Source organism: Pedobacter duraquae, from assembly GCF_004362245.1.
Lineage (GTDB): Bacteria > Bacteroidota > Bacteroidia > Sphingobacteriales > Sphingobacteriaceae > Pedobacter > Pedobacter duraquae.
The window spans coordinates 22,995-37,136 of the sequence record NZ_SNWM01000001.1 but is presented as its reverse complement, the minus strand read 5'-3'; the positions used below and the strand labels follow the sequence as shown (position 1 = coordinate 37,136).

General features: G+C 37.5%; 14 protein-coding genes. 9 read left to right on the top strand and 5 right to left on the bottom strand.

Going from position 1 to position 14,142, the window contains the following annotated elements; translation table 11 throughout:
- The first annotated feature begins 355 nt into the window (after positions 1-355).
- From CLV32_RS00155 to CLV32_RS00140, 4 genes are read left to right on the top strand one after another with little or no spacing between them, the layout of a single operon-like run.
- Positions 356-661, top strand: a complete 306-nt coding sequence (locus tag CLV32_RS00155) for a hypothetical protein (protein WP_133551304.1) — start codon at positions 356-358, stop codon at positions 659-661.
- Between the two features lie 10 nt (positions 662-671).
- The gene (locus CLV32_RS00150) at positions 672-986 is read left to right on the top strand and encodes a hypothetical protein (RefSeq protein ID WP_133551303.1); all 315 of its coding nucleotides are present in this window, start codon (positions 672-674) and stop codon (positions 984-986) included.
- Positions 987-1,006: 20 nt separating this feature from the next.
- Complete coding sequence (locus CLV32_RS00145; RefSeq protein ID WP_133551302.1) at positions 1,007-1,327, top strand: hypothetical protein; 321 nt, start codon at positions 1,007-1,009, stop codon at positions 1,325-1,327.
- Positions 1,328-1,379: 52 nt separating this feature from the next.
- Entirely contained in the window at positions 1,380-2,087 is a 708-nt protein-coding gene (locus CLV32_RS00140; protein WP_133551301.1) for a hypothetical protein, read from the top strand.
- A gap of 191 nt (positions 2,088-2,278) precedes the next feature.
- On the opposite strand, the gene CLV32_RS23015 is transcribed toward CLV32_RS00140, so the two are convergent.
- Both CLV32_RS23015 and CLV32_RS00135 read right to left on the bottom strand, forming a co-directional pair.
- Positions 2,279-2,452 carry a DUF6266 family protein gene (locus CLV32_RS23015; RefSeq protein WP_166641842.1) on the bottom strand — a complete coding sequence of 58 codons (174 nt, stop codon included), beginning with the start codon at positions 2,450-2,452 and terminating at the stop codon, positions 2,279-2,281.
- 803 nt (positions 2,453-3,255) lie between these two features.
- On the bottom strand, positions 3,256-3,963 hold the full coding sequence (locus tag CLV32_RS00135) for a LytR/AlgR family response regulator transcription factor (RefSeq protein WP_133551300.1): 708 nt from the start codon (positions 3,961-3,963) through the stop codon (positions 3,256-3,258).
- A gap of 198 nt (positions 3,964-4,161) precedes the next feature.
- Between CLV32_RS00135 and CLV32_RS00130 the strand changes: the two genes are divergently transcribed.
- From CLV32_RS00130 to CLV32_RS00120, 3 genes are all read left to right on the top strand, one after another.
- Positions 4,162-4,782: a Crp/Fnr family transcriptional regulator gene (locus CLV32_RS00130; protein WP_133551299.1), complete on the top strand. Its 621-nt coding sequence runs from the start codon at positions 4,162-4,164 to the stop codon at positions 4,780-4,782.
- Positions 4,783-5,151: 369 nt separating this feature from the next.
- Positions 5,152-5,376 (top strand): hypothetical protein, encoded by a 225-nt coding sequence (locus CLV32_RS00125; RefSeq protein ID WP_133551298.1) that lies wholly within the window; start codon positions 5,152-5,154, stop codon positions 5,374-5,376.
- Positions 5,377-5,489: 113 nt separating this feature from the next.
- Entirely contained in the window at positions 5,490-5,870 is a 381-nt protein-coding gene (locus CLV32_RS00120) for a hypothetical protein (protein ID WP_133551297.1), read from the top strand.
- Positions 5,871-5,913: 43 nt separating this feature from the next.
- Here the strand turns inward: CLV32_RS00120 and CLV32_RS00115 are convergent, their stop codons facing one another.
- From CLV32_RS00115 to CLV32_RS00105, 3 genes are read right to left on the bottom strand one after another with little or no spacing between them, the layout of a single operon-like run.
- Positions 5,914-7,272, bottom strand: coding sequence for a RagB/SusD family nutrient uptake outer membrane protein (locus CLV32_RS00115; RefSeq protein ID WP_166641841.1), 1,359 nt, complete (start codon positions 7,270-7,272; stop codon positions 5,914-5,916).
- Between the two features lie 59 nt (positions 7,273-7,331).
- Complete coding sequence (locus CLV32_RS00110) at positions 7,332-10,532, bottom strand: SusC/RagA family TonB-linked outer membrane protein (RefSeq protein ID WP_133551295.1); 3,201 nt, start codon at positions 10,530-10,532, stop codon at positions 7,332-7,334.
- Positions 10,529-11,107 carry a TlpA family protein disulfide reductase gene (locus tag CLV32_RS00105; protein WP_133551294.1) on the bottom strand — a complete coding sequence of 193 codons (579 nt, stop codon included), beginning with the start codon at positions 11,105-11,107 and terminating at the stop codon, positions 10,529-10,531. Before CLV32_RS00105 ends, CLV32_RS00110 begins: the two co-directional genes overlap by 4 nt.
- 1,255 nt (positions 11,108-12,362) lie before the next feature.
- On the opposite strand from CLV32_RS00105, the gene CLV32_RS00100 reads away from it, so the two are divergent.
- Together CLV32_RS00100 and CLV32_RS00095 are read left to right on the top strand one after the other, a co-directional pair.
- On the top strand, positions 12,363-13,289 hold the full coding sequence (locus CLV32_RS00100; protein WP_133551293.1) for an AbiTii domain-containing protein: 927 nt from the start codon (positions 12,363-12,365) through the stop codon (positions 13,287-13,289).
- 11 nt (positions 13,290-13,300) lie between these two features.
- Positions 13,301-14,080, top strand: a complete 780-nt coding sequence (locus tag CLV32_RS00095) for an AbiTii domain-containing protein (RefSeq protein WP_133551292.1) — start codon at positions 13,301-13,303, stop codon at positions 14,078-14,080.
- Positions 14,081-14,142 lie beyond the last annotated feature (62 nt).

Sequence of the window (14,142 nt, the reverse complement as noted above, 5' to 3'; positions counted from 1 at the left end):
TAAGCTCTTAGTTAAAACAACCAGAGGAAGGCAACCTCTGGTTTATAAATACCTTAAATGTAATTCGGTGTAAAGTAATATATCATTGCCTAAAATATATAGTAAATGACAAACTTGAAAAAGCCAATCGGTAACGCTTCGACCCAAATGGTGGGGTTTCGTGTTCCTAAGACAGTAATGATGAAAAATCATTGGTACATTATTCGTTTCCATTTAACCGGGCTTTGTTAGTGCAACTATAAACATGAATTATATGTTATTTGGCTGTAAATCAATAATATTTCTCATATTTCTACTTTTTACATTATGTTTTATTTCATGTGATCAGATTTTCGGGGACATTCCTCCTACGCTCTTGAAACAAGCTTATAATCAAAAGAAGACAAAAAAAGCTATGGTGTTTATCAAGGATGGCAATGCAACTACCGATAATTCTTTGCATGTAATTCTGGAAAATGCAGATTTCGAATTAACCGATGCGGAGTTAGGAAATGTTTTTATCGTAAACTCTGATCATAACTCTGCAACACTGGATTCAAATGCGATAAACTTAACTTGGTTAAGTGAAAAGACTTTGGAAATCTCATTCGATTCAAAATTGAGGACATTTAAAAAAGCTAATGAAATATATGGAGTGAAAATTATATATAAGGAACTATGAAAATAACCTTATGAAATGTTATCTACACATAGACAATGATAAGATTGGTAAAGTTGAATTCGAAGTAATCGATGAAAGTATGGGCGGGATATCGGGCGACCTGATTGCCAACGAAAATTACTTAAAATACAAACCAGCCGTTCAACAACATTTTCAGTTAAAAGGCATTTCAAATGTTGAAGATTTTAACTTTAGAATTACGCTAGAAAATGGAACAGAACTAAATCCAGCAGGTGGCATAGGCGTTATTGATTCCGCAGAATTCAATGAGTTAAAAGTTGAAGCGGCTGGACTGGATTTATCGATATTTAGAAGTAATAAATAATAAGTGTAATTTTATCGGTGATGAAAATGGATCAAATATCAGAGATTGGGATAGATGCGCAGGAAAGGCTCTACATAAAGCCCTCAACAGCCCGTTTTGATCTCATTTATAGAACAGCTAGAGAAGTACATTGGGATGCAAACGGACTTTTCCTTTTTTCACCGAAGCCGAGAGAATGGACTTATCTTGATTGGTACATACACATAATTGAAGTAGTGAGTAGTGAGTGCGGATATAAACTCGTATTGAGCGATGAAACTATATGGACAAACATTCCCAAGGAATTAAAGCAAGATATTGACGAAGAAGGTTTTTGCTCTTTACTCCATAAAAATAACTAATGGAAATCAATGCTATTCGGGGCTTTAGGGCAGTTGGTTAACAAAAATATTAATGGAAAGGAACCTGTTAGAAACAATTATTTCATCGGAATATTTGCTTGAGCACGTGGAATTACAAGATATTTCTGATGCTATAGTGATGATTCAACAATCATTTCAGATTTCGTTTCATGAAAACGAACTTGCAGATGTCAAAATATTTGAAGATTTGTGTAACCTTATCCACGGAAAAATCAATCTCGAACACAATGATGACTGCACGAGCCAACAAGCTTACTACAAACTTAATCGAGCATTATCTGATGTTTTTAATCTAAGCAAATTACATTTAAGTCCAGAAACTCTTATTGAGGACATCATACCACGTAAAAATAGAATTGAGAAAGTAAAAATGTTAGAAGATATACTTGACATGAGGCTATTTCTATTATCTCCACCTTTCTGGTTGACTTGTATGCTAATAGTTATATTCCTTTTGTCTTTATTGGCTTTCTTTATTGGTTGGAAAATTGCTATATCAGGAATTGCTTTTTCACTTCTCGGATTCAGAATCGCGGATAGGATGGGGAAGGAGATTGCTATTAAAACTGTGGGAGAATTAACTGATAATATGGTATCCAATAATTACATTAAATCACGACGTGATCCAAACACCGTGAATAAAAGAGAGTTAGATGATGTAACTAGAAGTATTTTTATTAAGTTATTCTATTTGTCTCCCTCAGCACTACATAAAGAAGCAAAGTTTAGTGAGTATTAATTTTGATTTTTCGGTCTATTTACAACTCTTTTATTTTTAATAATTGTTTTCAAGTAGCAATGTCTTTTGGTCTCGTGTTGCCCCCCAAATTTAGAAAATAAAATAGGGCACCAGATTGTGCATGCTGACTACCCAGAGGAAATGATTGAAGCGAGGGGATACGTAGAAAAATATCGGGATAAAAAAATAAATCAATTACTAAAGAAGCTGAATTTAGCTTCATTATTGAGCCTGCCAGCTGTCTTAGGTTTCGTGCTTTTTTTTGGTGCCGGCTTTACATAATGAATTTTTTTCCAACTTTGACCGACCAGGTTTCCTAATTTTCCTGTTAGTGGGCCAAGAATGCCGCGTGTCAATTTTGCCATAAGGGTTTGATTTAGATTTATTGATGCTTGTTTGTTACTGGTTTACTAATGTGTTTATAAAGCATTTTAATTGCCTTGCTTTTGAATAGGCTATTTATAGCTGTTGCATAGCCTAAATTCCGCTATGTGGTGGCTACTTGGTGGCTACTTGGTGGCTACTTGTTCCCTAGTTGCCTGTCTTTCTTATCGAAGCCTTTACCCACCTAATACCTACGCAACCTTAACTGTTCTGTAAACGATATTTTATTATCTGAATTTTACAGGGCTTTAATGGCAAAAAGGTTGCACAACAATATTTTAGTTCACAAATCAAAATTATGTAATCTGTTGATAATTAGATGTTGAGTGGAATGATCGACCTTTTGAATAGACCAGAAACTAGGTGAACGGTACACTTTTATTATGTAAATCGACGATGTTTTTTGAACACGAATTCATTTGGATTTAGAAAGTAAATAATAAATCGTTCAAAAAGATTAAAAAACTTAGAAAAGATCTTGAGCATAATAGACGGTTAGAAAACTGCTGACCTGTCTAAAACTATTGTAAGAAATGCCATTTGGTAAAGCCTGGACTTAAACACAATGGTTGATTAGAATCGACTATACAAGAAGAAGTTAATAGTTGCTAAGTCTAGGTCGGGTCTTCTCTAATTAGAGATCACTTAATAAGCTAACCAACTTTGTTGATACGGTTTGATTTTCAATATTAATTAATATTTTATTTAATACGCCATCTCTAAAGGCGCGTTAAGAATAACAAATTAGATAATATACCAGCAATCTCAAGCAACACAGACCTCACTAATCCTTCCTGAATTTATCCGAAAAACTTATGAATCGCTCGTAATACGTTTTGGTAACAGCTATCTTCATTCCATTACTTAGCCTCACGAAATTGGGATTCATTGATCGAATGTGCTTAGTTGAAATAATGAACGACCTGTTTATCCGCAAAAAATAAGCGTATGGGGAAAAATCCCGCTCAATAGAAGTTATTGAATAATAATATTGTAAACTATCTTTTGCTGTGAAAATGCGAATGTAATTAGCTTCACTTTTCACAGCAATCACGTTAGCTAGATTTATAGTTATCAATTCCCCTTTTGGTGTTACAGGCAACATAATAGAATCAATTTCTACTAGTCTTGGGCTTAGTAACCTAGTCACAACATTTATAAATTTAGCCTGCCTGATGGGTTTGTGTAAGAAGGCTACTGCAATATCGTCAAAAGCAGCCATGGCTGAATCACCATAAGCTGTAATTACAAACAAATGGTCAACCTTGTTGCGGATTGCCGCATAAAGCACATCTCCATTCATTTTAGGCATCTGCATATCTAGAAAAAGGAAATCTACAGGTTTCTGCATGGCTGCAAATTCCGCCATCGCTAATAGGGGGTCGGTATACGACGCCAAAGTATATAAGTTTTCCATTTGCCCGATGTAATCTTCGAGTAGCTCGATGGCGGATGGATCGTCATCAATAATGATGCATGAATAATTATTCAATTTCTAAATCTGTGATGTATCTAATTAACAACAATTTACGAATAAATAATTTAATTATACGAGAAAAAAGTTTTTATCAAATTCCGTATAAATTATTCAGGGTTCTATATAAAAAAGATACAAGTGAGCACAATATATTGTAAGATTTGCCAATAATTTGCTGTGACGTTAACTACTTAAAGATGCTCTCCTCTCAACATGAATACCAATTTGATTAGCAATTTTATTTTTTCAGGGAAACAACTTCCAGATGAATTGATCAATGATGAAAAGAAAAGATTACGTCTGGAAGAATTTATTTTAGAACGGATATCTGCCAGGAAGTACCGAAAGGGTGAGCTTCTGCTCGAACTGGGAGAGGTGCCGGATGTCATCTATTTTCTTATCGATGGAGTTGTTGGAGGTTACAAATCTTCTGAAGATGGGGCCTTAAAGCTGGCACATGGATGGATCAATAAGTCTATCGTTACAGACGGGTGGCAGTTCATTGCCTCCAAACCATCTATGCTATCAATTCGAGTCATTAAAAGTAATACAGTCCTGATGGGCCTCAGCCGTATTTATATTGAACAAATGTTTTCAATTTTTCCGTACACCAGGATATTTATTGAAAACATAATAGAGGATAACGATCGAAATTCCAACAGAACAATATTAATGGGCTATAATGGCCATCAAAAGCTTGGAAGAATGCGAGATCGATGGCCGGGTATAGAGCTAGTTGCGCCAAGGTCATTTATTGCAGATTTACTTCATATCACTTCGCAACATTATTGTCGATTACTTAGGGAAGAGCAAGATTCTGAACGTCAGCGCTAACTTCCTGAACATTTACTTTGATCTTCTGAACAATCCCTCAAAATTTCTGAACTAAGATTTTTAGGAATACGCATGCTGTGTTTTTAACTTGGTATCAGACATTTACCCAAGGGTAAATCTAAAATATTCGGTGCAGTAAAGAGGTGGTACCTGGTCATGATCGCCCTGCCCGGGCGGCAAGTAGAAATCGCTAAGATAACCAGCCCAAGCACAAAGGTTATCGGTTGCGTAAAACGGCAGGTATTAGTAAACAAGAAACCGTAATTGCTACAAAGGCCGCAGGCACAGCGATAGGTGCAGGTTACAATGAGTGGGATTGCAGCAGCCAGGTTGTTGCAAGAAGTATTAGTAAAAGCAAAGACAAGGAAAATGAAAACTTTAAGTACAGCTATTTGGATTGAACTGATTACGGCAAGATTGCTACAAATCAGCCCTGCCGTTTTGGCGATGCTGTTCATCAGGATCATTAATACTTGTTTGGAAGCAGCGAAGGAAAATAATACTTTCTATATTTCAAGCCTTACTGTATACCGTGCCCAAAAGAGAGCGAGTCTAAAAGTACATCAGCGAAAATTTGCAGTATTCGCGGTTTAGCCGTGAGGCCATAAAAAGGAAAAACCTATTCATAGTGAACAGGTCTTTTCCGGGAAGCCCACCAGAAGGGCAGACTCAATTAATCACTTATTTTAAATATAAAAATTACCATTATGAATATCAAATCAAATAAAAAAACATGGCTTGGAGCTATGTTTTCATTCGCTCTAGTAGCAATTATGGGTTTAACTTTTGCTTTTAAAGCTTCTAATCATGTTGAATCCAAAAAGGCCACATATTTCTTCAGATACGATGGCCCACTTGGCAGTGAAGCTAATGAAAGTTTATGGACAAGTGTCTCGCCAACCGAGCCAAGCTGTAGCGGAGACAATGACGGCTGTCTTATTGAAGTAAATGAAGATTATACTTCTCAAATCGGATCTAACCCGAGGATCCTGAATACACCTGTTCCGGTTACAACCGTAGGATTAACTCACAAAAATCCACAAACAGGAACTGGTATGATTGTGAATGCGTATAACAAAAACCCATAATGCTGAAAGGCAGATAGCGTGTGCACGTTATCTGCCTTTGTTATTACCATCCTGGATTCTGTTGAATACTGGCGAGCGTTATAATATCTGCAGGGATTGGTAATGCAAAACGTTCAGAATTGGGCTGCAGACTTGTGACTTTGCCGGAAAGGTTTCTGCTTAACGTAATTTGATTACCCTCCTTATTTAACCTTTTGATATCTATCCAGCGCAAACCTCTAAAAACAAGCTCCTTTCTTCGCTCATTTAAAATAACAGTTAACGCATCGCTATTATTCACAGCTGTAAAAGCTGGAAAGCTGACGCTACTTCTCCATCTTTTCTTCATAAGTGTATTTAGTGTCGCCATAGCTTCATTTGTTTTGCCAATTCTAGTTAAGCATTCGGCTTTGATCAGATAAACTTCATCCGTTGCAATCCCTGTAAAAAGATTGTTGCTGCCCGTAGCCCGACTGAGATACGTGCCCTTGAAAGAAAAATACTTTCCATTGCTCAGAAAGAAAACCCCTTTTCTTAAATCGTTCTGGTTGTAGGACTGGTATAAAGTTGTATCAACCATAGCATACGCCGGCTGTACGTTGAAATAAGAGAATGCACTGATCTCTGCATGAAAAAGCACTTCAGGATTATAACTCTGGAAGGGTGAATATACAGTCGCATTGATTGTATTGTAATCAATAAGGTCACTTTTGATGTTGAGACATTTTTCAGCATGCTCTAAAGCAAGGTCATATTTTCGCATTGACAAATATGTTCTGGCAAGCAGCGCATGCGCTGCTGCCTTCGAGGGTCTGAACGCATGGGGCTGCGCATTTGGGAACAGATCGATAGCCTGTTCTAAATCTTTAATAACACGGTTATAACCCTCTTCAGTACTCGAACGGATCGACGGCACATTGAAATCTGCCGTTTCCCTTAGTACAATGCCAAGATCAGTTTTTGCGGAAGTTTCATCATAGGCTTTGCTGTGAATCCATAATAACTTGAGCCAAGTAAACGCCCGATAAAACAATGCCGATCCTTTCACATTTTTCAATTCCTCTTCTGACGTTCCCGTTTTTAACAATTTTTCTGTTGTTTCCAAACAGACATTGCTAACATAAACTTCCTCTGATGCCTTTGCCCATTCGTTTGTATATTCATTTGGCCATGGTTCCCATAAGTAGGCAGCTTGTCCACGGAGCCCCACGCGTGCGTAATTTTCCGGAGTCATAAAATAATCGTCTGCTGATGCCTCGTCATAGCAAAGACTTTTGATATTCATCTTGTCGGAATTGTCAAGCATGGCCTGGAGATCTTTAACAGTTGCTGGTGTTGTGATCTTATCATCGGGCTTTACATCAAGGTATTTTTCACAGGCGGAACAGCATGATATAATAATCAACGCTATCGGTATGATCATATGTTTAAATCTTAGAGATCGCATAGAATTAGGTTTATAGTTTTTCATAATAATTTAAATTACAGTCTTGCTGATAAGCCAGCAGTGTAGGTTTTTAAAGGAGAAAGGATTCCTGCATAATCAGGATCCAGTCCTTTTTTGTTTGCACGCCATAGTATACCCAGGTTGTTAACATTACCGAATAGTTTTACATCCTTGAAACCAATGACCTTTAAAACTTTGTTTGAGAAATTATGAGACAGGTTGATGTATTTGAGTCTTATGTGATCCCCTTTTTCAATTGTAGCTTCAGACCTGGCATAGAACGTATCACGATTGACGTTGGCGGGATAAACAAGCGAAGGGACATCAGTGTGTAGTTCATCGCCCGGGCTTTGCCACCGTTCTGCAAATTCTGAATGTCCAACGCCAACAGAAAACAGTTGATTATATGAAAGAGAAGGTCTCCGGAAATAATAGCCAAACTTATAGGCAATGTTGAAAGAGAGCCTGAAACCAAAGGCTTCAAAATCATTTATTAATGAGCCAGTTATATTAGGCAAGCTTCTACCATGGTAGATGATGCTTTCGCTATTTAGGCCTTTCGTTGCCCCGTCCTGCATAATTGCCGCGTAATTGATGCTTTTTACACCGTTTAGGAAACCTTGAGGATTACCGGCATTGTCAAGGCCAGCCCATCTGTAACTAGCAATCGCATAGAGCGGATAACCTACAGCAGGTGTTAATGATTTACCATCACTAACAAGAGCTCCGTTATACTCCACAGGTTGAAAGTATTTGGAAACCTTACTGGAATTATAATTAAAAAGCAGTCTGCTCGTCCATGCCAGAACTCCTGTGAAATTTCTCGTCTGAAGATTTACATCAATACCATCCCCGATCATGTCTGCCACGTTTCTGGTAATCGTATTGTTGAGACCCCAAGCAGTATAATCATAGGCCACCGGTCCATACAAATCAGTACCGTGTTTTCGATAGTAGTCTATACTTCCAGACAAGCGATTTCCCGCAGAGCTAAAATCGAGTCCAAAATTTAGTTGGCCAGTCTTTTCCCATCTCAATTCAGGATTTCCTAGTTGACCAACAGACGCACTTTGAAAGCCGGATTCCCTATTCGTTCCATATTGTAAAATAGTTAGTCCAGTCTTACTTAAATCAACATTCCCCTGATAGCCGTAAGAAACGCGAAAGGTTAAAGATGGCAACCATCCTTGCTGATAGAATTTTTCCTCCGAAACTTTCCAGCTCGCGCCAGCAGACCATAATGGATTCCATTTATCATTAGTTTTCAAACCAAATACATTTGATGCATCTCTTCGTGCACTTGCCGAAAGCGTATATTTTCCGTCATAAGTATATGCAAAGTTTGTATAGGTCGATACATATCTGTTAGCCCTGTGCCCGATAGGTAAACCTCCTTCAATCTTTTGATTTCCTCCGGTTATAAAGCTTGGATAGCTATTTACTAAATCGACTACTGAAAAGCTGATTGGATTTTCTTGATAGCCGTATTTCGTCTCTTGACTAGTATTAATGTCGGCAGCGTTAATTTCAGCACCAATAATTCCGGACAACTGTCCCTTTCTCCAGCGTTTATTAATGTTCAGTTGACCTCTAATTTTATTAGAAACTAGGTCATCGGAACTACCATTCAGTATTCCTCCTTTTGGAACAATATAAGTGACCAGTCCAGTCGATGGATTAATTTGTGTGAAGCTGTTGATCATGTTTCGGGCTGAATAAGAATCGACGCCCCTCAGGTTCTCGGTAGAGAGTTCCTGTTTTTCATACTGGTAGGTAGCGTTAATGCTAAGCCAATCTGTTACCCTGTAAAGTGCAGCGAAGTTTGATATAAGATCATTTGTGGTGGCATTATAATTTATATACTGGTTATCCTCAAATGGAATGTAATCCCAGTTCATCAACTTCCCACTTCCAGCTGTAGCAGTATATCGCTGATTATAAGCAATTGCGACAGGTAAACCTTTGCCGTTTTCATCTACCAAATCCAAATATGGGACCTTTCTGGAGTTTACTTTTATAGAATTTAATGGTGTTGCCCCTAACGAACTTTTCCTATAGGTATAATACAGCCCGAAATCTAAGGTTAGATTATTGCTAAGTTTATAAGTGTTGCCTACACGCAAGTTAAGTTTATTTTGAGGATCACCCGTTTCGTTTTGACTTTTGTCGTAAGCCCCAGAAAATGTGTAGGCAGTCTTTTCGGTTCCTCCTGCAATATTCAAGAAGTATTGCTGGACAATTGGGCGTTTAAGAAAGTAGTCTGCGTAATCTTGCCTTGTATCTATCCGCTTCAGCGCATCTATTCTTCGAGCTGAATCTGAAGGAGTAATTGTACGGTTTCTGCGTGCCAAAAAAACTTCTACAGCTGGCGTTAAAGCGGCATATGGCTGGTTTGTTATCGTGGAATTGTATAATCCTTTCGAAAATAAAAGCTGTTCAACGTCGATATAATCTTGGGAACTAATCTCCGGCAGTTTAAAATAATCAGGTTTATCTGATATAATCAAAGTGGAACCTCCTTCGATACTCATCTTTTGATTGAGCCTCCCTTTCTTAGTTGTGATAACCACAACACCATTTCCCGCTCTGGCTCCCCAAATAGATGCTGCTGCTGCATCTTTTAGTATGGTGACTGACTCCACATCATTAGGGTTAATGTTCTCAATGTTGCCATCGTAGGGAAAATTATCTAACACGATCAACGGGTCCATTGGGCCATTAATGCTGCTCAAAACCCTGACATTGAAGTTCAATTTCCGCTGTGCAGTGCCAGCTTTGGTATCAAACGCTAATCCTGAAGTAACACCATCCAGCCGTGCAAGAATATTTGTTCCTGATTGTTCATTTAAAGTCTTGTTATCGACAACCGTAAATGCACCTGTTGCACGGTCTTTAGGGATTTCCTGATAGCCAGTTCGGATATTAACTTCATTGAGTTCGTTAATACCCTCGGGCAGCAGTATCACTAGCTCTCCATTGTAAGGAGCTGAAAAGCTGATTACTTTTTCAGTATAACCAATATGTTTGACCGTAAGCGTGTATTTTCCTATTGGTAGGTTTAGCGCAAATTCTCCAGAGCTTCCGCTTTGCATTGTCATACTTCCTTCCTTTACAATTAGGTTTGCTCCTGGAATTGGTTGATTGGTTTTTGCAGACAAAACCTTCCCTTTGATGATATATTGGCTGTATGCTGATTGTGAAATTAGCAATACTATGAAAAAGATTAGTTTCCTCATGGCTGCACCGTCCCTTCATTGGCTTTAAGGAGCAATTCAATCTGTGCATCTGAAATATAATCCGCATCAGTAAAAGCTGCAATCTTTCCTTTTTCATTGATCCAAACATAGTGAGGTAGAAAGCGGTGGGGTAGAAGTGTATTTAATAGGGTATCACCTGTTATAGTTATGACATCCGCATCTCTGAGTAGTTCTGGACGAGTGGCGAAGAATGCTTTTATTTTATCGTCTGTGTCTCTTGTGTTTGTGCAATTAACAAGTACGACCTGCAGATCTTTGGTGTATTTTTTCTGAAGTGCGATAAGCTCTGGCATGTGTGTGATGCACATGCCACACCAGCTTGCCCAAAAATCGAGAATGATAAGTTTACCTTTTGCTCTTTTAAGATCCATCTTAACGATGTTTCCATCTAATAAAACATTGTGTTTAAATGACCAGAAAGTCTCTTTGAGTTGTTCGCCAATTAATAATGGGGGTGGAGCGGTAGATTGTTCCTGTGCACTGGCCGGCATGGCAAGTAGCATCACGAATGGGCATAGCAATGCCATTACGATGTTTTTCGTTGTTTTTTTCATGAGTTTGGTTGAGTAGGTTAGTTGGTATTGAGGTTAGAGGCGCGCCAATATATGTGGTAGGAGAGGGTTTATTCTGGGGCGCAGATTACCCTAGTAATGAGGTATTTATAAGAAAGCGTGGATTTAAATTTCATTTGCTCGTATGGTTAAACGAGTCTCAACTATCCGGAACACTATATTGGGTTCAAAATAACATCATGCCAGGTTATTCGACGAATTATTAAAAACGGATTTTCGATAGAGTCAATAGCGTATAGTACGTATTTGAAATACGCAATAATTTACTACATGCATTAATCTATCGTCTCGTTTCAATTGCAACTTGTCGAATTTTGGCAAGCGAGACTCACTAGTTAATATATTAGTGCACAGTCAATTTTAATGTGTGCTACGATTCAAATGTACTTAAATACCACAGCGCAAGACAAGTGCAAATCGCTCAAATAATTGCATTTAAATGCAATTATTTTTATAATAAAATATTGACCATTACGCCGCCAAGTTTGACTTTTTACACCAACGAAAATAACTTTGCAGTTTCGTTCATACAGGTATTAATCTATTAAACCAGCCGAATATCAATACATTAATACGAATTAGGGGAGTTTGCTATGATAAAGAAAGACGCTCCGAATGACGCACATTTTATATGCGATTTCGTGCATATTTTGGCATAACCCGTAAAAGAAAAAACCCTGCAATCATTGGATTGCAGGGTTTTATTTCTCTTTGATATTGTTTCTTGTGATCCCGCTGGTATTTGCACCTAGTGCTAAAATCAGCGTTTAAATAGTATAATTGCGGTTTTTGATTTTGACTCACCTAATCGCTCACCAATTTTTTCGATACGTTCCAGCTGCAATTGCTATAGTTTAAATATAATCATTCTCCTTTAAAAGTAAAAGGAATTTAAGTTACTAATCACTGCGCGGTTCGACTCCGGCACTGAGTACAACCCCTTTTTACGCAAGTAAAGAGGGGTTTTTCGTTTAAAAAACCAGCTCTATTCGCCACAAACGAAGATTTTTGGTGGTTCGATCTCCGGTTAGGGTAAGCGAATCACCCCAGCCGGATTTAGGTCGAACCATTATCCTAATTTATTATTTTGCATCTCTGAGATTCTGAGCTAAATCATCTGGTAGGAGACTGTTTTCAATACTCCTTGCAAGCCATAGAACACAAATACTATATGATGCAGGCCTGGGGATTGGATAACAATTTGAGAATGGTTAGCTTTAACTTTTAAATAAAGATAATGCAATTAATTGATACCATTCTTAATGAACTTACCGACAATAGCTTATCCCTGACTTCTCCATTGTTAAAGACCAAGCTCTTAGCTAATCGAATAAACAACAGCACGTTACTTAATTGGGTTAACAAGGAGCTATCTGGATATAAAACGCAGGAAGAGCTGCCTGAATATCGCATAACCCATGGTGAAATTGTGGGTGATTATATTAACGGAAACGTTAAGGTTTCAAATCATACCTTGCCAATACCTCGATCGGACGAAGCTTTTGATCAAAAGATCAGGAGATTTGACGTTTATGACGGAGTTGAATCTCTTGAACAATTGAACTCAAATGCTTCAGCAACTCTGGTTAAGGAATTCTCACAACCTGTAACAAAGGTTATTCAAGACGTTTTATCAGACCATTCAAATCATAGTGGCCACTTCACATTATTAAGAACAGGGGTTTCAGTTCATGGCACGTTTTTACAGTCGGTTTTAAATTCCATCCGTAATAAACTCCTAGACTTTATGATTGAACTTGAGAGCGAATTCGGCATACAAGCTAACATTGAAACCTTGCAATCTAACCACAAAAAAATAACGACGATCATGAATACAACGATTAACAATAATGGGGATGGGAATTTAATAAACACGGGTGCCAATGCGAATATCACTGGAACATTTACAGTAAATAAAGGCAATCAAGAGGTTCTAAAAAAGGAACTCGAATCTCATAACGTTGCTGTTGAAGATGTCAATCACTTATTGACAATTATTGATACCGAGCAACCAATATCTAACGACAACTTCGGAGATAAGGTGAATAAATGGGTTTACTCAATGGTAGGCAAAGCAATGGATGGGTCTTGGAAAATTGGAATTGGCGCAGCAGGGGGAGTGTTAGCAAAAGCAATTGCCAACTATTATGGGATAGGTTCTTAAAGCAGTAGTATATGGTATCAGATATTATTGAATTATTATCATCAGAGGATGAGCTGACGAAACCACTGTTAAAAACATTGGTTTTCTCCAAACGAATTGAAAATGAGGAATTATCGGATTGGCTCATGAAAGAACTTAACGGATATGGAAATGATGATACCTTACCGGACTACAGGTTCGCAAGAACAACCCTCCAATGTGTTCTTAAACAAAATGGTCAAAATACTAAATCAGTTGCTCTACCTTTAAGCTGCTTTAATCAAGATACCAGAGATGTGCTTATGAAAAAGCCATTTGGAGAAAGTGTATCTGCACTTGAAGCAGTCTTATCAAATAAGAATAATCAGTACATAGGGAAAAATTTTGCCGCAGACATGCTCCAATCGCTTTCTAACGAAGCTAAGAAAAATGGACATAACTTCACAGTTGTAAGTTGTCAGCAAACTGTATCAATTATCGAATTAAGAAGCATCTTAATTTCAGTCAGAACCAAATTATTAGATTTATTATTAAAACTGGAGAAGGAGACAATTGATCCACAGAGTTTGAGTACGAATAACAAGCTAAAATCTGAAATAAATACCACCATCAATTATTTCATGAATGAAATATATAATATCAAAAACGATGGAAATGATAATATCATCAATACAGGTAACAATAACAAAATAGCTAAGTTAACTAATAACCCAGTAAACGACTTTAAAGGCTTAGAAGCCTTCTTATTGCACAAAGGGATAAGTCAGTTAGATACCGAAGAAATTATCAAATTTATAAATAAAAAAATCTAGCCTATCATCTTGGATGTAGTCTTATCTTTAAAAATTTTAACTCTACAATTAAGTAACAAGTA

Coding starts and splice junctions, on each gene's coding strand:
- CLV32_RS00115 (WP_166641841.1), bottom strand. CDS start 7,272: ATGATCATACCGATAGCGTTGATTATTATATCATGCTGTTCCGCCTGT.
- CLV32_RS23015 (WP_166641842.1), bottom strand. CDS start 2,452: ATGGCAAAATTGACACGCGGCATTCTTGGCCCACTAACAGGAAAATTA.
- CLV32_RS00120 (WP_133551297.1), top strand. CDS start 5,490: ATGAATATCAAATCAAATAAAAAAACATGGCTTGGAGCTATGTTTTCA.
- CLV32_RS00095 (WP_133551292.1), top strand. CDS start 13,301: ATGGTATCAGATATTATTGAATTATTATCATCAGAGGATGAGCTGACG.
- CLV32_RS00125 (WP_133551298.1), top strand. CDS start 5,152: ATGAAAACTTTAAGTACAGCTATTTGGATTGAACTGATTACGGCAAGA.
- CLV32_RS00140 (WP_133551301.1), top strand. CDS start 1,380: ATGGAAAGGAACCTGTTAGAAACAATTATTTCATCGGAATATTTGCTT.
- CLV32_RS00145 (WP_133551302.1), top strand. CDS start 1,007: ATGAAAATGGATCAAATATCAGAGATTGGGATAGATGCGCAGGAAAGG.
- CLV32_RS00150 (WP_133551303.1), top strand. CDS start 672: ATGAAATGTTATCTACACATAGACAATGATAAGATTGGTAAAGTTGAA.
- CLV32_RS00105 (WP_133551294.1), bottom strand. CDS start 11,107: ATGAAAAAAACAACGAAAAACATCGTAATGGCATTGCTATGCCCATTC.
- CLV32_RS00100 (WP_133551293.1), top strand. CDS start 12,363: ATGCAATTAATTGATACCATTCTTAATGAACTTACCGACAATAGCTTA.
- CLV32_RS00110 (WP_133551295.1), bottom strand. CDS start 10,532: ATGAGGAAACTAATCTTTTTCATAGTATTGCTAATTTCACAATCAGCA.
- CLV32_RS00130 (WP_133551299.1), top strand. CDS start 4,162: ATGAATACCAATTTGATTAGCAATTTTATTTTTTCAGGGAAACAACTT.